Annotated in this window: 14 protein-coding genes and 1 pseudogene; 10 read left to right on the forward strand and 5 right to left on the reverse strand. The window is 72.9% G+C overall.

Annotated features, from left to right (window positions below; genetic code table 11):
* Positions 1-149 precede the first annotated feature (149 nt).
* Positions 150-305, reverse strand: coding sequence for a hypothetical protein (locus ACX9I7_RS24980; protein ID WP_459388569.1), 156 nt, complete (start codon positions 303-305; stop codon positions 150-152).
* 159 nt (positions 306-464) lie between these two features.
* Between ACX9I7_RS24980 and ACX9I7_RS24985 the strand changes: the two are divergent.
* Positions 465-855, forward strand: a pseudogene (locus ACX9I7_RS24985) (class I SAM-dependent methyltransferase); the annotation flags it as partial.
* Between the two features lie 336 nt (positions 856-1,191).
* Here the strand turns inward: ACX9I7_RS24985 and ACX9I7_RS24990 are convergent.
* Positions 1,192-1,554 carry a hypothetical protein gene (locus ACX9I7_RS24990; RefSeq protein ID WP_126917117.1) on the reverse strand — a complete coding sequence of 121 codons (363 nt, stop codon included), beginning with the start codon at positions 1,552-1,554 and terminating at the stop codon, positions 1,192-1,194.
* 459 nt (positions 1,555-2,013) lie between these two features.
* Between ACX9I7_RS24990 and ACX9I7_RS24995 the strand changes: the two genes are divergently transcribed.
* From ACX9I7_RS24995 to ACX9I7_RS25015, 5 genes are all read left to right on the forward strand, one after another.
* Positions 2,014-3,111: a carbohydrate binding domain-containing protein gene (locus ACX9I7_RS24995; protein WP_459388570.1), complete on the forward strand. Its 1,098-nt coding sequence runs from the start codon at positions 2,014-2,016 to the stop codon at positions 3,109-3,111.
* A 105-nt stretch (positions 3,112-3,216) separates the two neighbouring features.
* A complete protein-coding gene (locus ACX9I7_RS25000; protein ID WP_459388571.1) occupies positions 3,217-4,077 on the forward strand; it encodes a glycosyltransferase in 861 nt (286 codons plus the stop codon).
* The gene (locus tag ACX9I7_RS25005) at positions 4,074-7,061 is read left to right on the forward strand and encodes a glycosyltransferase (protein WP_459388572.1); all 2,988 of its coding nucleotides are present in this window, start codon (positions 4,074-4,076) and stop codon (positions 7,059-7,061) included. Before ACX9I7_RS25000 ends, ACX9I7_RS25005 begins: the two co-directional genes overlap by 4 nt.
* Positions 7,062-7,063: 2 nt before the next feature.
* Positions 7,064-9,622, forward strand: a complete 2,559-nt coding sequence (locus ACX9I7_RS25010; protein ID WP_459388573.1) for a glycosyltransferase — start codon at positions 7,064-7,066, stop codon at positions 9,620-9,622.
* 35 nt (positions 9,623-9,657) lie between these two features.
* Positions 9,658-10,353, forward strand: coding sequence for a hypothetical protein (locus tag ACX9I7_RS25015; RefSeq protein ID WP_126917122.1), 696 nt, complete (start codon positions 9,658-9,660; stop codon positions 10,351-10,353).
* 74 nt (positions 10,354-10,427) lie between these two features.
* Here the strand turns inward: ACX9I7_RS25015 and ACX9I7_RS25020 are convergent, their stop codons facing one another.
* Entirely contained in the window at positions 10,428-11,921 is a 1,494-nt protein-coding gene (locus tag ACX9I7_RS25020; protein ID WP_459388574.1) for an alpha/beta hydrolase family protein, read from the reverse strand.
* 100 nt (positions 11,922-12,021) lie between these two features.
* Here ACX9I7_RS25020 and ACX9I7_RS25025 point away from each other — a divergent pair, with 100 nt between their 5' ends.
* From ACX9I7_RS25025 to ACX9I7_RS25035, 3 genes are all read left to right on the forward strand, one after another.
* Positions 12,022-12,972: a MerR family transcriptional regulator gene (locus ACX9I7_RS25025; RefSeq protein WP_459388575.1), complete on the forward strand. Its 951-nt coding sequence runs from the start codon at positions 12,022-12,024 to the stop codon at positions 12,970-12,972.
* Between the two features lie 185 nt (positions 12,973-13,157).
* Positions 13,158-13,823 (forward strand): DedA family protein, encoded by a 666-nt coding sequence (locus ACX9I7_RS25030; RefSeq protein ID WP_387568030.1) that lies wholly within the window; start codon positions 13,158-13,160, stop codon positions 13,821-13,823.
* A 171-nt stretch (positions 13,824-13,994) separates the two neighbouring features.
* A complete protein-coding gene (locus tag ACX9I7_RS25035; protein ID WP_387568033.1) occupies positions 13,995-14,516 on the forward strand; it encodes a gamma carbonic anhydrase family protein in 522 nt (173 codons plus the stop codon).
* A gap of 34 nt (positions 14,517-14,550) precedes the next feature.
* On the opposite strand, the gene ACX9I7_RS25040 is transcribed toward ACX9I7_RS25035, so the two are convergent.
* A complete protein-coding gene (locus ACX9I7_RS25040) occupies positions 14,551-15,360 on the reverse strand; it encodes an alpha/beta fold hydrolase (RefSeq protein ID WP_459388576.1) in 810 nt (269 codons plus the stop codon).
* Positions 15,361-15,408: 48 nt separating this feature from the next.
* On the opposite strand from ACX9I7_RS25040, the gene ACX9I7_RS25045 reads away from it, so the two are divergent.
* On the forward strand, positions 15,409-16,323 hold the full coding sequence (locus tag ACX9I7_RS25045; protein WP_459388577.1) for a helix-turn-helix domain-containing protein: 915 nt from the start codon (positions 15,409-15,411) through the stop codon (positions 16,321-16,323).
* Positions 16,324-16,378: 55 nt separating this feature from the next.
* On the opposite strand, the gene ACX9I7_RS25050 is transcribed toward ACX9I7_RS25045, so the two are convergent.
* Positions 16,379-17,245 (reverse strand): EamA family transporter, encoded by an 867-nt coding sequence (locus tag ACX9I7_RS25050; protein ID WP_387568042.1) that lies wholly within the window; start codon positions 17,243-17,245, stop codon positions 16,379-16,381.
* Between the last annotated feature and the right edge of the window lie 63 nt (positions 17,246-17,308).

Here is a 17,308-nt window from a genome sequence, read left to right on the forward strand (position 1 = left end):
AGGCCGCCCAAACGCTCCTCGTCACGCGCGGCCGGTCCGGCGTCCGGTTCGATCCGCACGCACCCTCCTGAAGCGTCGTCCCTGCGGTGTGCCCTCACCAATGGCCGGTCCGGCGAAGCGGGGCCCGGCCACCGGCGATCGATCGAGGGTCAGTCGTCGTCCGGAATGTCGACCATGAGGGCGTACTCGGGGAGTTCCTCCTCGCCCACGACCTCGATCTCGAGCTCACGCACCTCTTGCATCCACTGCTCCTTGTCCTCGTCCTCGTCCTCGTCGAAGGTCCGCGCTGACCGCGGTGAAGACACAAGTCGACCGTGACACTCCGGAACCGGTGAGGCAACGGTGAGTACCGGACATCGTGACCCGTCGATCCGGTATGGGTTCGCAGGTCTCGGGCGTTGTCAGTGGCGGCTGACAAGATGCACGCCATGACCGACGCCGACGCCATCACCGCCTACTGGGACGCCGCCGCCGGTCTTGAGGGCCGGTTCCTCGTCGGGGACGCCGCGGTCCCGCCCACCGGTGACGACCTCTTCGACGCGGTGGTCTGCCGGCACCTGCTGTGGACCCTGCCCGACCCGCACGCCGCCTTGCGCCAGTGGACCGCGCGGCTGCGCCCCGGCGGCACCCTCCTCCTGGTCGAAGGGCGCTGGCGCGAGGCCGGCCAGAGCGGTGTGCCGTACGTGGCCGGAGCCGAAACCCTCCCGTGGCACCGGGGGAATCGCCGCCGAGGAACTCGCGGCCGCCGTCCGCCCCCTCGCCACCGACGTACGCGTCGACGACCTCAGCGACGACCCCGACCTGTGGGGCGGCCCGGTGACGGACGAACGGTACGCCCTGATCGCCCGCACCTGACCGGACGGTTCCCGGCGCCGCCGCGACCGCGAGCTGCGGGCGCGGGCTGCTGCCCGGGCTCGGGGAGTGCGGCGGGCCGCTGGGCGAACTCACTCGCCCGAAGCCGAACGGCAGGCGCAGCGAAGCCATCGGGTTCGCTGCGGCGGTGCCGCTCTGCCGGCAGCGCTCATCGGCGTTGTCACGGGCCTGGCGTGGCTGAGTCTGCTGGCAACCGCGTTCAGTCCAAAGGCCCCACCCGGTCGCCCGGGTGGGGCCTTCATCGGTTCGCGACCCCGGTCACCGCCTCAGGGGTAGGCAGGCGGTGACCGTTCGATTGTCAGGCTCCGTCAGCGCCGGTCAGGAGGTGGAACCCTTGAGATCTGCCATGGCGAGCACGTTGACGGTCGCAATGAACTGGAAGGCCGGATTCATCTTGACCGCTTCCTGCGGACGTATGTTGGCGCGCACGAGGATCGTGGCCTTGCGGCGGGCCCGGTTCTTCACCTCGAGGACGATGGACTCGCCACCGATCTCCCAGTCCTCCGGGACGCTCCCGTAGTAGTTGTCGAACTTGAACGACTTGATCGCTGCATCGACAACGTAGCCGTCGTCGTCCTGCCGGATTTCGCCGGGGAATTCGAAGTCGTACTCCACCGTCGCGTCCTGCCCGCTCGGGGTGAGGCGGAGCTGGAATTCCTTGGACTTGAAGGAAAGTGCCATGTCTTTTCCTCCGATGGGACTCGGAAATGATGCCGTCCGCCGCGCCGGTGAATTCGGCGCCGGGCAGCTTGCCGGGTCATTGGTAGCACGGCTCGCAGCGCATCTGCCAAATCGATGAGGAACCCGCCGTCGGGTTTCGGTCAGCCCCTGATTCCGGTGTGGATTCAACTTTATTGGCGTCCTTTTTGAGCCGCTTCCACCCAAGGGTGTTTACAGGTGTTTATGCCTGGTCAAGGCCACCTTGACGTCCTGCTGGCCGCGGCGGTAACCGGATCTGTGATTCTCAAGATCAGCAACACGGGATCTACGACGCTCCGCTGGCTCGATACCGCGGCGTTTACCGAAGCGGACTGCTCCGTTTTGCATTTCTTTATCGGCTCACCGGTAATGTCTTCCCCGGCTCGAACGGACAAGTGAGAGGTGGATCGAATGCCCTTCGTCATTGCTCAGGCGTTACCCGTGCCGGCACGTCTCGCCAGGGAGCAGCAGGAGTTCTTCGCGATAGACCTCCGGCTGACGCCCGATAGTGCGCCGATCAGCGGCAAGAAGGAAATGCTCTGGGTGGAGTTCCCGGTGGGGACGGCGTTCCCCAAGGACGGGAAGGTCTATTACCACCCGCCGAAGAAGTCGCGGGAGGAACTCGCCTGCTTGCCCTACGACGCGGCGAACCGACGGCTTCAGTTCAACCATTCCATCCGTCTCGGGGACCAGTCCGACGAGGCCGACGGCTACTACTCCGTCAACATCCAGGTGCTGCCCGACGCCCTGGAGGACCTCTTGTGGGGCCGGCTGGGGATCGGGACCGCCACCGCGCCACTGCGCATCCAGGTCGGGCCGCCCCGGCCCCGGCCCGTGCCCGGGAACCTGATCAAGAACGGTGGCTTCACCGACGTCCGTTTCCGGCCCGGCGGTGACTGGCGCCCCCTGGAGGGAGTCCTCTACGGGCGGGAGGCCCGGAAGCTCGACGCGTGGACCGTCGGCCAGTACACGGGACGGGGCGTCTGGGCGGCCTCGAAGACGGGCGAGCCCGGCCGGCTCGTCGACCTGATCAACGGTGACGCCGACGGCCAGTTCCCGGCCGCCGCCGAGCCCCCCTTCGACAAGGGTGAGAACGTCGTCGACATCAACGGCGACAACACCTGCGGCTTCATCGAGCAGACCGTCGATGTCACCCCCGGCGCCGCGTACGAGCTCGCGTTCCACACCGGCTACCACGTCCTGCCCAACCCCGAGGAGCCCTGCCGCCGGCCCACCTGCCTGAGGGCCGAGGTGCGGTACGGAAAGCCGGGCGCCGAGACCGCTCTGGCCTGGGACGACTACGTCCAGTACTACACCGGCAAGGGCGCCGCGGCCTCCCACGACCCCGACAAGAAGCTCAACGACCCCGGCTGGCGCGAGCGTCGGCTGCCCTTCCGGGTGCCCCAGGGCGTCACCGCGGTGACCGTGCGGTTCGCCAACCCCGGGCGGTCCGGCTTCGACCCGGAGCTCGACGCCAACCCCGACGGCAGCTCCGGAATGCTGCTCGCCCACGTACGGCTCAGCGCCACCACCCGGTAACCGCCCGACGGAGCCGGTGGCCCCGCCCGTAAGTCCGCCCCCGCGATGGCGGGCCATCGGCTCCCGCGCGCCCGCACGTCATCGCACAAGGAGACGCCCCAAGCCATGAGTACGCCCCATGCAGCAGCGACCCCGCCGGGTGAGGACGACGCCCGCGTCCCCTTTCCCGTGTTACCCGCGACCGGCCCCACGCCGGCCGGCGCCGCGCACGATCTCGAACTGGTCATCCCGGCCTACAACGAGGAGCGGCGCCTGGCCCCCACCGTGCTCGCCCTCGCCGACCATCTGAGGGTCATGCCCGTGAGCGCCTCGCTGCGCGTCGTCGACAACGGCAGCAGCGACCGCACGGCCGAGTGCGTGGACCGGCTCGCCGCCTCCGGCATCCCCATCACCGTCACCGGCTGCTCCCGCCGTGGCAAAGGGGCCGCGGTGGCCAGGGGAATGGTCACCACCAAGGCACGCTGGGTCGGCTTCTGCGACGCCGACCTCGCCACCCCCGCCACCGCGATCGACGACGCGGTCGCCCTGCTGCGGCAGGGCCGGCAGGTCGTCATCGGCTCCCGCCGCTGCACCGGGGCGAGCGTCCCCGTCCGGCAGCCCGCCCTGCGGCGGCTCGGCGGGGCCGGGTTCCGGCTGGCGACACGACGGTTCTCCGGGCCGGTCAAGGACACCCAGTGCGGGTTCAAGTTCTTCGAGGCCGGCGCCGCGCGGCGGATCTTCGCCGACGTCACCACCACCGGCTTCGCCTTCGACCTCGAAGTGATCGCCCGTGCCCGCGCCCTCGGGCTGAGCCTGGCCGAGTTCCCGGTCGTCTGGAGCGACCAGGAGGGTTCCAGCTTCCGTCCGTTCGCCGACGGGTACCGCGTGGCCGGTGAACTGTGGCGGCTGCACCGGACCATGCACCGCCTCCCGCCCCGGGTCGTCCACCACGCCCCCGCCGCCCCCGCGACCGAGGGGGCAGGATGAGCCCGACGGACTTACGAGCCGCCCTCCCCGCCACCCAGGACTGGCGCGGCCGCCACGTCGTCGTGTGCAACTGGCGTGACGGCCGCCACCCGCAAGCGGGCGGCGCCGAGTTGTACTGCCAGGAAGTCGCCCGGCAGCTCCACGACGCGGGCGTCCGCGTCACCTACCTGACCTCCCGCCCCCAGGGCACCGACCGTCGCGAGGACACCGGCTTCGGCACAGTGGTTCGTGGCGGCGGCCGGTTCACCGTCTATCTGTTCGTCCTGCTGTGGCTGCTGGGCCACCGCCGCTCGGTGGACGCCGTCATCGACTCGCAGAACGGCATCCCCTTCTTCACCCCCCTCGTCGTGCACCGCCGCACCCCCGTGGTGCTGCTCATCCACCACGTCCACCAGGGCCAGTTCGCCCTGTGGTTCCCCCGGCCCGTCGCCGGTTTCGGTCGCTGGCTGGAGGGGCGGGGCAGCGGGCTGGTGTACGGGCGGCGCGCGGTGTGTGCCGTCTCGCCCTCCACCCGTGCCGAGATCCGTCGGCGGCTCGCGGTGCGCGGACCGGTCCACTTCGCGCCCGCCGGCCTCGACACGCCCCTGCCCCCCACCCGGCCGCGCCACCGTACGCCCACGCCGCGCGTCGTCTGCGTCGGCAGGCTCGTCACACAGAAGCGCGTCGACCGGCTCGTGGGCGCCATGCCCGCCCTCCGCCGCGAACTGCCCGGCGCCGAACTGCACATCATCGGCGACGGCGAGGCCCGCGACGCCCTCACCGCGCTCGTGGCCGAACTCGGCGTCGGCCACTGCGTCGTCCTCCACGGCCGTGAGCCGCAGGAGGAGCGCGACGTCCTCGTCGACTCCGCGTGGATCACCGCCACCACCTCCCTCGCCGAGGGATGGGGCCTGTCGGTGATGGAGGCCGCGGCCGCCGGGGTGCCCGCCCTCGCCTACGACGTCCCCGGGCTGCGCGACACCGTCCGCCACGACGCCACCGGCTGGCTCCTGGGCCCCGACGACGACCTCGCCTCCGGCCTCGCCAAGGCCCTGCGCGCCGTCGAGTCGCCGCAGGACGCCGCCCGCTGGGAGGCCGAGTGCCGGGCGTGGGCCACCAGGTTCAGCTGGACGGCCACCGCCGCCCACCTACTTGCCGCACTCACCGCCGAGGACGGCCGGCTGCGCCGCACCGGCCGGGGAAAGGCCGCCGAGCGGCGCACCGTCACCGACGCGTGCACCATCGTCCGTGCCCCGGCCGAGCTTCTCGAACGCGCCGACCTCGCCGCCCTCCGCACCACCGACCTCATCGACCTCACCGGCCCCCGCCCCGGCATCCTGCTGCTCGGCGCCGACGAACGGGACGCCGAAGCCGTCCTGGCCCGCATCGGCATCGACACCGGGGACACCCGAGTGTCCATCCGCCTTGCTCGCCACTACGACATCCTTGGCTGGCAGGCCCACCCCCCTGCCCGGGCGCGGCGGCATGAACCGGGCCACCGCCGCGCCACCACACGGGCCGCCGTACTCGGTGCCCTCTTCGCCCTCTCACTCGCCCTGCGGCTGGCCGGCATAGGTCGCTCGTACGACGTGCACGTCGACGAGCTCTACTACACCGCCATCAGCCGCCACCTCGCCGACGGCCAAGGCCCCGTCTTCGACGGGCAGTTCTTCGCACTCCACCCACCCGCCCTCTTCGCCCTGCTGGCCGCCTTCATCCGCCTCACCGGCAGGGCCTCCGGCGACCTGCTCCACCAGGTGCTGGACCTGCGGCCCGTTGTGGCTGCCACCGGTGCGCTGACCGTCGTCGCGGTCACGGCCCTGCTGCGCCGCGCCGTCCGTGGACCGTTGGCTCTGCTCGCCGGGCTGTTCCTGGCACTGGACCCGTTCCTGAACCGTTTCGACAGCCGCGTCATGCTGGAGTCGCAGGCCACGGCCGCCGCCGCGCTCGGCATGCTGGTGCTCGCCCGCACCCCGGCGACCCCGCGCGGCCGGGTCGCCACGGGCGTGGGCGCCGGGCTGCTGTTCGCCCTCGCGGTGACCACCAAGGAGCCCTACGCGCTGGGCACGTTCGTACCCGTCACCGTCCTGGGGATCACCGCGCGCGGCGAAGCGCGGCGGATCCGGCTGACGGCGGCCGCCGTCACCGCCGCCGGATACGCGGTCTACGTCGTGACGACCGCCGCCACCGGCAACTGGGCGCCGTGGTGGGCGCAAAAGACCGACGGCGTCGCCCGTGCCCTGGGCGTCAAACAGATCAGCGGCTTCAACAGCGACGACGGCTCGGTCACCTTCACCGACCGGCTGTTCGTCCAGCTCGGCTGGTTCGCCGTCCCCTACGCGCTGATCGCCCTCGGCACCGCCGCGACCGCCTGGCTGCTGTGGTGCCGCGCCCGGCGCCCCGGGCTCTTCACGGGCCGCCCCGCGCGGACCCTCATCACGGCGTGGGCCGCGTGCACCCTGCTGCACCTGCTGTACGCGATGGCGGTGGGCACCCTTGAGGAGCAGATGTTCTACCCGCTGGTCGTCACCAGCACCGCCGCCCTCGCACTCGCGGCCGACATCCTCCTCCAGGACCGGTCCACGGCCACCAGGGCGGTCGCCGTGCTCGCCGCCCTCGCCCTGACCGTGAACGCCGTCGTCTGGGCACGCGTCCACACCGGCCACGACGACGCCCTCCGGCGGACCCTGGCCTGGTCCCGCGCCCACCTGCCCGAGGGCAGCGTCGTCGCGGCCACCGACGAGGGCGCGTCGTTCGTCCTGCCCGGCGCCCGGCTCGCCGACTGGCGGACCACGGCCGACCTCAGGCGCGACCGCGTCGACTACCTCGTGCTCTCCACCGAACTCGTGAAACAGGGCTACGCGCGGATCGGCTCCGCGCTGCCCCGAGTGCTCGAGCGCGAAGCCCGGCTCGTCCACAGCGAACGCGGCAGGACCGTCGGCGCGCTGCGCGTGTACGACGTCCGGGCTCTGGTCGCCGGCTCCGGTTCCGGAAAGGCGGGATGACGATGGTGACGACGACCGCCGCTCCTGCCGTCGCCCCGGAGCAGGGGAGTGCGCACGGAGCCGCGTACCTCACCCTCTCCGCCGTGCTGGTCGGCATGGGCAACTACGGACTCTCCCTGTTCCTCGTCCACCGCCTGCCCGCCCCCGACTTCACCGTCTACGCCGCCGTCTCCTCAGTGCTGCTGAGCGTCGGTACCCTCGCCGGTGCCACGATTCCCTGGGTGCTGGCCCGTGAGATCGCGGACAGTGCCCCGGGCAGCGCACGCCGAAGGGCGTCGGTGCGCAGCTGTCTGTGGCTGGCGCTCGGCCTGGCCTTCCTGACAGCAGCCGCGGCGTGCGGGGCCGTCGCCTCGTACGCCGGACCGGGCCCGCTCGCCGGACTGGCGGCGGCATGTGTGACGCTCTGGCTCAACTCGGTGGGGGCCGGGTACCTCCAGGGGCGGGAGCGGTTCGCCGGGCTGGCCGCGCTGCGGGCCGCCGAGGTGGCCGTCCGTATCGCCGTCACCGTCGGGGCCGTCGCGGCCGGATGGGGGAGCGCCGGGGCCGTCGGCGCCTTCGCCGCCGGTGCGGGCGTCACGGCCGCCGCCGGGCTCGTGGCCCTACGAGGGGATCTGACAGGGCGCGGGCCGACCGATCCGGCCCCCGAACACCACGGGTTATGGCGGCACGCCGCCACCATCGGCGGCATCCAGGTCCTGGCCTGTGTGCTGTTCACGCTGGACGTGGTGGTCGCCACGGCGGTGCGGGGCGGATCGGCCGGCCTGGCGCCGTACCAGGCCCTGCTCGTCCTCGCCCGGGTACCGCTCTTCCTGTCGACAGCCCTGGCCACCGTCGTCTTCCCCCGTCTCGCGACCGGCCCGTCCCCGGCGGGCGGTGCCCACTTCCGTACCGCGCTGCGGCTGCACTGGATCACCGGCGCCGCCCTCACCGTCACGATCGCCACCTTCCCCGACACGATCGTGGGGCTTGTGCTGCCTCAGCACTACACCGCGTCGGCCGCGCTGCTGCCGCCGCTGGCCCTGGCCGGGTTCGCGGGCGCCACGATCACCGTGGCGAGCGTCGTGTTCCAGACCTGGGGCCCGGCCCGGCCGGCCGTCGTGACGCTGGGGCTCGGCTGCCTGGCCGGAGGCGCCGGCTACGCGCTCACCGCCGCCCACCCACTGACCCTGGCCTGGTGCTCGGCCACCGTGACCTGCGCCGTCGCACTGGTGACGGTCGTACGGGCACGGCGCCGGGTCCCCGGGCTCGGCCCGGCGACGGGGGCCGTCGCACCGCTCGCCACGGCCGCCGTGGCCTGCTGCGCGCTGCTCGCCCTCCGGCCGTACCCCGTGCCGTGGGCCCTCGCGGTGCTCGCCGTCCTGGCCGGCGCGGCGCTCGCGATCCGCGTACGACCCCGCCGCCCCGGCCCGTACCGCGTGCTCCACCTGGGCTTCGAGGACCCCCGGCGGCCCGGCGCGGGCGGCGGCTCGGTCCGCACCCACGAGGTCAACCGGCGACTGGCCGCACGTGGCGTCGAGGTGACCGTCGTCGTCGCCCCGTGGCCCGGCGCCACCGAGACCGTCCGCGACGGCGTCCGCTACGTACCGCTGCCCGCGCGCCCCGGGCCGCTCGCCCGCAGCCGCTTCGCCTCCCAGATCGCCTACTTCACCGTCGTCGTCACCCGGCTCGGATGGCTGACGCATCGTCATGACCCGGATGTCGTGGTGGAGGACTTCGCCGCCCCGTTCTCGTCCGTCTGCGTCCCCCACCTGACCCGCAGACCGGTCGTCGGGCTCGTGCAGTGGCTGTTCGCGGCCGACAAGGCGCGCGAGTTCCACCTGCCCTTCGACGCCGTCGAGCGACGCGGGCTCGGCTCCCACAGCACGCTGCTCGCGGTCAGTGACGACCTCGGCGCCGAGCTGCGCCGCCGCAACCCGGCCGCGCAGGTGGAGGTGATCCCCAACGGCGTCGACCGGGCCGCGTTCACCCGTCCCCGCACCGAACGCGGCGACCACGTCCTCTACCTCGGCCGCCTGGAGACCACCTCCAAGGGCCTGGACCTGCTGCTGCGCGCCTACGCCCTCGCCGCCCCCCGCACCACCGCCGACCTCCACATCGCCGGCGACGGCCCCCACGCCGCCGACGCCCGTGCTCTGGCCGACGGACTCGGCGTCGCCGACCGCGTCCGCTGGCTCGGCCGCGTCGACGGACCCGCCCGCTTCGACCTCCTGGCCTCAGCCCGTCTCGTATGCGTGCCCAGCCGCCAGGAGACCTTCGGCATGGTCGCCGCCGAAGCCCTGGCCACCGGCGCCCCCGTGCTCGCCTTCGACATCCCCCGCCTGCGCGACCTGGTCACCGACGACGTGGGCGTACGCGTCCCGCCCGGCGACCTCCACGCCTACGCGACCGCACTCGTCACCCTCACCCGCGACCCCGCCCGCTGCGCGGCCCTGGGCGCGAAGGGGCCACCGACAGTGGCCCACCTGGACTGGGACCGGATCGCCGCCGCGCAACTCGCGGCCTACCACCGGGTCACCCCGGGCGACCGGCTCCCGTACGAGGCACCCGTCACCAACGGGTGACCACACAACAAGAAGAAGGAAACAGAGGAAGAGACATGGCATTCCACATCACCCAGGGCAACCCGACTCCGCTGATCCTCCAGCCGGGGGCCAACGCCTCGTTCACGATCGAGGTGTACGTCGACGGCAACCCCGTCGGCCCCGGCGAGATCATCCAGGTGAAGCTCCCCGAGGGCCTGGTCTTCCCCCCGACCGGCGAGATCCGCTTCATCAACCTGGACTCCGGTGTCAACCGGCCGCTGCCGATCGAGAGCCGTGACCCCGACGGGCGTCTCGTGCGCTTCAAGGCCGAGGGGATCGGTAACAAGCCGGAGGGCTTCTACTCCGTCAACGTTCTGGCGGCGCCCACCGCCGCCCCCGGCGACCGTACCGTCACGGACGGCCTCACCATCGGCGCCACCTCGGCGAAGCTGAGCTTCCGCGTGAGCGCGCCGCAGCCGGTGGAGCGGCGGGTGTACGGAACCATCGGGGCCAACGCGAACATCATCTCGGGCTCCGGGTTCACCGCGGTCTGGGGAGGGACCTCGACCTTCACGATCACGTTCACCCGCCCCTTCACTTCTCCGCCCGTTGTCGTGGCCACCGCGGCACAGGGCAGCGCGACGGCGATCGTCACGGTCGCGAGCGTCTCCACGACCACGGCCGTGATCTACACGGCGAGCACGAGTGGGACGTGGGGCCGCCTGCCGTTCCACTTCATCGCCATGGGCCTCGCCGCCCCCCAGGTGTAACCGCACCCGCCCTCATAGGCCCCTCCGCCGCCCCCAGCGGCGGAGGGGCCCTTCCCTTTTCCCGCCCCTCCGGATCAGCCCCCCAAGTGCCCCAGCACCGCCCCCATCGCCCGCTCCACCGCTCCCCGCGTCTCCTCGGTGTGGTCGAGCGTCTCGAACCCGTGGTGGGCGAGCGGTACATCGACGATCTCGACGGGGGCCGCGCACTTCTCGGCGGCGGCCAGGAACTCGACGACCGTCGCCGCGATCTCCGGCCGCTCCAGCTCCACCCGGCTGAGCACGAACGGCAGTCGGCCCGCCCGCTGTATCGCCTCGGCGGGGCGGAAGCGGTCCGGCACGGTTCCCGGCCAGTTCGGCATCGGCGCGAGGACGGGGTACGTCGCGGCCACACAGCGCAGCCACGACGGGGGAGCCGACAGCCAGTCCGCCGACAGCAGCCCGCCGCCGGAGAAGAACCAGAGCGCCACGCGCTCCCCGTCGACGCGCGGATCGGCCCGGACGAGCTCCACCGCCGCCGCGACGTCCTCGGCCGCGCGCCCGAAATCGGCCAGGTCGTGCAGCCGGTGATCCACCGTCACGCCCACCACGCCCAGGCTCGCCGCGTACCGGCCGTACCCGGTGAAGGTGGCAGAGTCCCGGGGCGTCGGCCGCAGGCCGGCGGGGAAGGGGCCGCCGTGGACGAACACCACCGCCGGACGGGGCCCGTCGGCGTCCGGAAGGTGGAGGTCGACCCGCCCCACCCGCTCGCGGGGCCGCTCCGGCACGTCCAACAGGAACGTCGCCTCCGGAGGCAGCTCGTCCACCGACAGCCGGTGCCCCTCGCCCGCGGCGGCCCGCGTGAGCACCCCGGCCAGCTCGGCGGGGCACGAGAGCATCGGCCAGTGCCCGGTGGGCAGCTCGAAGAAGCTCACCCGGGGATCGACGAGCGCCCGCAGTTTGGGGTCGCCGAGCCGCACGAACGCCTCGACCATCTCGATGCTCGAACCGTTGGCGTTGCACAGCACACCGGTCGTCGGCAGACCTCGGACCTCCTCCGCCAGCCGCAGCGGCTGGGTGAACGTGCCCGCCGGCTGCGGCGCGGCGAGCCGGCTCAGCCGCTCCAGCGCCTCCTGCGGGACGCCGTCGAGGCTCCCCCAGCGCTTCCACTCGTCGAGCGCCGGTGCGGGAACCAGCCCGTCGCCCCCCTCCCGCCCCGCCAGCAGCTCGTGGACGGCCGGGTCCGGCACCACCTTGAGCGGCGCGTCACCGTCCTGCGGCAGACCGGAGTCCAGATAGACGATCCGGGCCACGCGCCCCGCGCGGCGGCCGGCGGCGCCGAGCACCGGATGGATGCCGTAACCGTGCCCGACCAGCACCACCTCCGGGGCGTCCACGTCGTCGACCGCCCGCACCACGTCCCCGATGTGCGTCTCCAGGTCGATTCCCCGTCCCGCCGGAAGGGCCCGGTCGCCCAGCCCCGTGAGCGTCACCGGGTGCGCCTCCGCCCCCGCCGACCGCAGCCCCGCGGCCACCTCCTGCCAGATCCAGCCGCCGGTGAAGGCCTCGGATACCAGGACGAATGCCGTCATGTGCGTCTCCTCGTCAACGATCGTCCACAGGCCGGCCGATCATCAGGCCGCCCGCGCTCGCCGGTACGGTAAGAGCTCCAGCTGGGGGAGGTTCAAGGGCGTGTCCGCCGACGACACATGGAGCATCGGAGAGCTCGCCGAACGCGCGGGCACCACCGTCAAGACCGTCCGCTTCTACTCCGACCGCGGCCTGCTGCCCGAGGCCGGGCGCAGCACCGGCGGCCACCGCCGGTACGGCCCCGAGGCCCTCGACCGGCTCCGGCTGATCCGCTCGCTGCGCACCCTGGACCTGCCGGTCCCGGACGTGGGCCGGGTCCTCGGCCGGGAGGACGCCGCCGACAACCCCCTGGACGGCGCCCTGGAGGACGTCATCGCCGAGCGGCTGCGGGAGATCGGCTCGCGGATGGCCGCCCTGCGCTGGCGCGAGGCCGCCCTCCACCTGCTCCGGGACTGCCCGGCCGAGGAGCGCGCCGACCGGCTGCTGCTGATCGGCTCCGTCTCCGCCCCGCCCAGCACGACCTCGCTCGTGCGCTTCTGGCGGGCCTGGATCCCCCCGAGGCTCCCGGCCCGGCTCACCTCCGCGATCATCGACCAGGCCGTGCCCCAGCCCCCCGAGGACCCGACCCCGGCCCAGGTGCTGGCCTTCGCCCGGCTGCACGCCTTCGTCTCCGGCGACTGCGACGGCACGGACAACCGGCCCGCCGTCCACCGGCCCGAGGAGGGCTACCGCCCGGCCGTGCTCTACGACGGGCTGATCGAGGCGTACGCGCTGGCCTCGGCCGAGCTGCGGGCGGGGCGCCCGGCGCGGCCCGGCGAGGCGCTCGACTGCTTCGTCTCCGCCTACGCCCACGCCCGTGGCACGCCCGACAGCCCGGCCTTCCGCCGGCTGCTCGGCGGCCAGCTCGCCGCGGATCCGCGGATCGACCACTACTGGGGGCTCGTCGCCGAGCTGATCAGCCCGCCCTCCGGCCCGCCCGAGCCCACCGCCGGCTCCGCCCACGCCTGGCTCAGCGCCGCCCTGGACGCCGACACGGCCCGGGAGGCCGCCTGAGCCGGACGGCACCCGCGAGGGGAGACAGTGTGGCGAAGATGTGACCGTCCCGCCTCAACCAGCGGACCCGGATCCGAGTCTTCACCTCCAGGTAGGCTTCCGGGACGCGCGACATGGCGCGCCGGAGGCAGGTCGTACACATCAGGCCGCGCGCGAGCGGGTCGTCAACCGGGGAGGATCCGGCGTTGCACATCCAGGAGTGGCTCGAGACAGTTCCGGCCATCGCCGTCTACCTCCTGGTGGGCGGAGTGATCGGGCTGGAGAGCCTGGGCATCCCGCTGCCCGGTGAGATCGTGCTCGTCAGTGCCACGCTGCTCGCCGCCTCGCAGGACCACATCAACCCGTACGTGCTCGGCGGGTGCGCCGTGGCGGGTGCGATCATCGGTGACTCCATCGGCTATCTGATCGGCCGCAAGGGCGGCAAGCCGCTGCTGGACTGGCTGGGCCGCAAGTTCCCCAAGCACTTCGGCCCGCACCACGTGGCCACGGCCGAGAAGGCGTTCACGAAGTGGGGCATGTGGGCCGTCTTCGTCGGCCGTTTCATCGCCCTGCTGCGGATCTTCGCCGGTCCGCTGGCCGGTGTGCTGAAGATGCCGTACTGGAAGTTCCTCATCGCGAACGTCCTCGGCGGCATCGTCTGGGCCGGCGGCACGGTGGCGCTGATCTACACGGTCGGCAAGGTCGCCGAGGAGTGGATCGGGAAGTTCTCCTGGCTCGGCCTGGTGGCCGCGCTCCTCTTCGGCCTGGGCTCCTTCGTGGTGATGCGGATCAAGGCCAAGAAGGCCGCGAGCAAGGACGAGGCGACCGCCGGCCGGCCCACCGAGGCCGAGGCCGTCGCCGCCGCGGAGTGACGAGGACGAGAGCGTCGTACCGAAGGCCCCCGGTTCGCCACCGGGGGCCTTCGGCGTACCCGGGCCCTCCGGCTGAGCCCCGCCCCGGCAGGTCTTGATCGCTTACGGGCCACGGGGGTTACCGTTACCGGGGCGCGGAAGGCGCCGGCGAAGCGAGGGAGGGGTCAGACGATGACGGAACGGGCGCTGGTCAAGGCGGTGGCGGGCAGGGAACCCGCGGTCGACCCGGAGGCCTTCACGGCCCCGACCTCCGTCGTGCTCGGCGACGTCACCCTCGCGGCCGGGTCGAGTATCTGGTACCACGCCGTGCTCCGCGCCGACTGCGGTCCCATCGAACTGGGCGCCGACAGCAACATCCAGGACAACTGCACCGTGCACGTCGACCCCGGCTTCCCGGTGCGCGTCGGCGAGCGGGTGACGGTCGGGCACAACGCCGTGCTGCACGGCTGCACCGTCGAGGACGACGTCCTGATCGGCATGGGCGCGACCGTCCTCAACGGCGCCGTGATCGGCGCCGGCTCGCTGGTCGCCGCGCAGGCGCTCGTCCCCCAGGGCATGCGGGTGCCGCCGGGCTCGCTGGTCGCGGGCGTTCCGGCGAAGGTGCGCCGGGAGCTGACCGAGGAGGAGCGCGAGCACATCCGGCTCAACGCCACGATGTACCTGGAACTGGCGAAGGCCCACCGCGAGGTGTAGACGAACGCGGCGACGGTCCAGGTGAGCGCGCCGGTCAGCGGCTGAGGCCGGCGGCGAAGTCCGCCAGGGCCGCCGCGACGGCTTCGGGGGCCTCCAGGGGCAGCAGGTGCCCGCTGCCGGGGACGGTGTCGAACCGGGCGTGCGGCACGTGGGGCAGCAGGCATTCGCGCAGGACGTGAGGAGGCTCGACCCGGTCGTCCTCCCCGGCCAGGACGAGGACGGGAACGCTGATCGCCCTGGCCGCGTCCGTGATGTCGGCGGCGATGCCTCGCAGCGGCCACTCCTCGCGCGCGGCCTCGCCACTGGCCAGGCTGTCCCGGACGGCGGCGTTCCGGACGGTGCCCTCAAGGCGGGTGGCGGTCAGGGCGTGGTCGAGCGCCTCCTCGACCGTCCGCGCCGAGTCGTAGGCGTGCGCGAGGAACCGCTGGTATTCCGCGGTCACGGAAGCCGGCGGCTGCGGCGGCGCGGGAGCCACCAGCGCCAGGCCCGCCAAGCCCTCCGGGTGGCGCGCGGCGGCGAGTTGGCTCACCTTTCCGCCCATCGAATGCCCGACGAGGACGAACCTGTCGAGAGCGAGCCCCTCGATCACGTCGATGACGTCGTCGGCGAGCCGGTCGAGGTGGTACGGGCCCGGCAGGGTCCGCGACGAACCCCACCCGCGCTGGTCGAAGCGGACCGTCGCGGAGTCGGCCGGCAGCTTCCCCACGACCGCGTCCCAGGTACCGGCCGATCCGCCCCAGTAGTGCACGAACACCAACGCCGGCCCTCGTCGCCCCTGCTTGCGGACGCCGATCGCGCCACCGCTCACGGGAACGGGGTGAGTTGTTGTTTCCGTAGTCGTCATGACCTCACGCTATGGTTCCCGCACCGAAGAGACCCGGTCGAAAGGCACATGATCCTTGTGGAAAACGGACAGCCTCCCTCGGTCCGGCAGTTGCGCTACACCCCGGCCTCGGACGCGGGGCGCGGGGTCGAGGTGCTCAGCTTCGAACAGCTGCGGACCATGGACCCTGCCCGCCGGCGCGCCCTGCCCCAACGGCCGGACTTCCACGTCCTGGCGCTGGTGACCTCGGGCGCCGGCCGGCACACGGCCGACTTCGTGGACCACCCGCTGCGGGAACGGACCGTCGTATGGATCCGGCCGGGCGTCGTGCACCGCTGGACCGACGTCGAAGAGGTGCAGGGACCGCTGGTCCTGTTCGAGCCGGGCTTCCTGCCCGTCTCGGGCCCTGCGGGGCAGGCGGCTGCCGATGTCTTCGCCCCTACCAGCCGGCGGCTGGAGGACGACCTCGGCTGGCGGTTGAGCGTACGCGCGGCCGATCACCTGAGCCACGAGCACGCGACGGCCGTGGCCCACCCGGAGCTGGCCTCGCCACCCATACTGGTGCACCTGCTCTCCGCACTCGTCCTGCGGGTCCGGCCCCCGGCGTCGGCCTCGCCACCCGCCGCCGACGCCGGGAACCACACGGTCTTCCGCCGCTACCGGGCCGCGGTGGAGGAACGCTTCGCCCACCAGCACCACGTCACCGACTACGCCCGCCAACTCGGCTACGACCCACGCACCCTGACCCGGGCGGTCCGCGCCGCCACCGGCCTGGGAGCGAAACACTTCCTCGACCAGCGGATCCTGCTGGAGGCCAAGCGGCTGCTCGCGCACACCGACCTGCCCGTCGCGCGCGTCGCCGAGCACCTCGGTTTCGGGGATTCCGCCAACTTCACCACGTTCTTCCAGCGCCAGACCGCCCTGCCTCCCAGCCGCTGGCGCGCATCGGGGATGGCATACGACAAAGCCCCCGCCCCTTCGTGACCGAAGGGGCGGGGACTCGGGGACTCGAGGACCCGTGGACTCGCGGACGGTTCCGTCAGCCCGTCGCCAGCAGGACCGTTCCCACGAGCGCCAGGCCCGCGCCCGCGGCCTGCACCCCGCGCAGCCGTTCGCTCAGGAAACCCCGGGCCGCCAGCGCGGTGACCACCGGGTAGAGGGAGGCGAGGACGGCGGCGACGGTCACCGGGCCGTTGTTGGCCGCGATGCTGTACGTACCGTTCGCGGCCACGTCGGCCAGGCCGACGAAGGCGAGCGCGGGCAGCGCCGAGCGGATGCCCTGCCAGCCGTCCTCCGGCAGCGCCGGGGCGCCCCGGCGGACGGAGGCGTAGAGGGCGCCCGCACCCACCGCCACGTTGCACAGACGCTGGACGAACAGGGCGAGGAAGAGCCCGGTGAGGTTGTGCGAGGCCTCGGCTATCAGCGCCATCACGGAGCCGAAGCCGAAGGCGGCGACGAGCGTGAGCACCAGGGTCTGGCGCTGCACGGGCGCGCCGCCCATGCCCGGGCCGCTGGCCAGGACGACGCCGGCGACGGCGACCGCGATGCCCGCCACCTGGAGCAGGCCCGGGCGCTCGCCCAGGACGAGCCCGACGCCGAGCGGCACCGCGACACCGCCGAGCGCGCCCAGCGGGGAGACGACGCCCATCGGGCCGAGGGCCAGGGCGCGGTAGAAGGCGAGCATCGCCGCCGGGCCGACGACGCCGGCCGCGACCGCGTACCAGAGCTGGGGGCCGGCCTCGGACCAGCCGCCGGTGGCGACGACGATCGAGCCCAGCGCGCCCACGGCGAGCAGCTGGGAGACCAGGACCACGGTCAGGGCGGGCATGCGCCGGGTGAGCAGCCCACCGCCGAAGTCGGCCAGCCCCCACATGAGGCTGGTGGCCAGGGCGAAGACCGGTGTCATGGGAAGGACCTCGCAGTACAGTGTGGTGAACAGTGGAGTCCGGGACACCGTAGTTCATTCGAT

It is taken from the genome of Streptomyces sp. L500 (assembly GCF_054551825.1).

What these genes read in the sequence shown, in the direction of transcription:
- ACX9I7_RS24990 (WP_126917117.1), bottom strand. Translation starts at nt 1,554, where the DNA reads ATGGCACTTTCCTTCAAGTCCAAGGAATTCCAGCTCCGCCTCACCCCG.
- ACX9I7_RS25000 (WP_459388571.1), top strand. Translation starts at nt 3,217, where the DNA reads ATGAGTACGCCCCATGCAGCAGCGACCCCGCCGGGTGAGGACGACGCC.
- ACX9I7_RS25005 (WP_459388572.1), top strand. Translation starts at nt 4,074, where the DNA reads ATGAGCCCGACGGACTTACGAGCCGCCCTCCCCGCCACCCAGGACTGG.
- ACX9I7_RS25010 (WP_459388573.1), top strand. Translation starts at nt 7,064, where the DNA reads ATGGTGACGACGACCGCCGCTCCTGCCGTCGCCCCGGAGCAGGGGAGT.
- ACX9I7_RS25015 (WP_126917122.1), top strand. Translation starts at nt 9,658, where the DNA reads ATGGCATTCCACATCACCCAGGGCAACCCGACTCCGCTGATCCTCCAG.
- ACX9I7_RS25020 (WP_459388574.1), bottom strand. Translation starts at nt 11,921, where the DNA reads ATGACGGCATTCGTCCTGGTATCCGAGGCCTTCACCGGCGGCTGGATC.
- ACX9I7_RS25035 (WP_387568033.1), top strand. Translation starts at nt 13,995, where the DNA reads ATGACGGAACGGGCGCTGGTCAAGGCGGTGGCGGGCAGGGAACCCGCG.
- ACX9I7_RS25040 (WP_459388576.1), bottom strand. Translation starts at nt 15,360, where the DNA reads ATGACGACTACGGAAACAACAACTCACCCCGTTCCCGTGAGCGGTGGC.
- ACX9I7_RS25045 (WP_459388577.1), top strand. Translation starts at nt 15,409, where the DNA reads ATGATCCTTGTGGAAAACGGACAGCCTCCCTCGGTCCGGCAGTTGCGC.
- ACX9I7_RS25050 (WP_387568042.1), bottom strand. Translation starts at nt 17,245, where the DNA reads ATGACACCGGTCTTCGCCCTGGCCACCAGCCTCATGTGGGGGCTGGCC.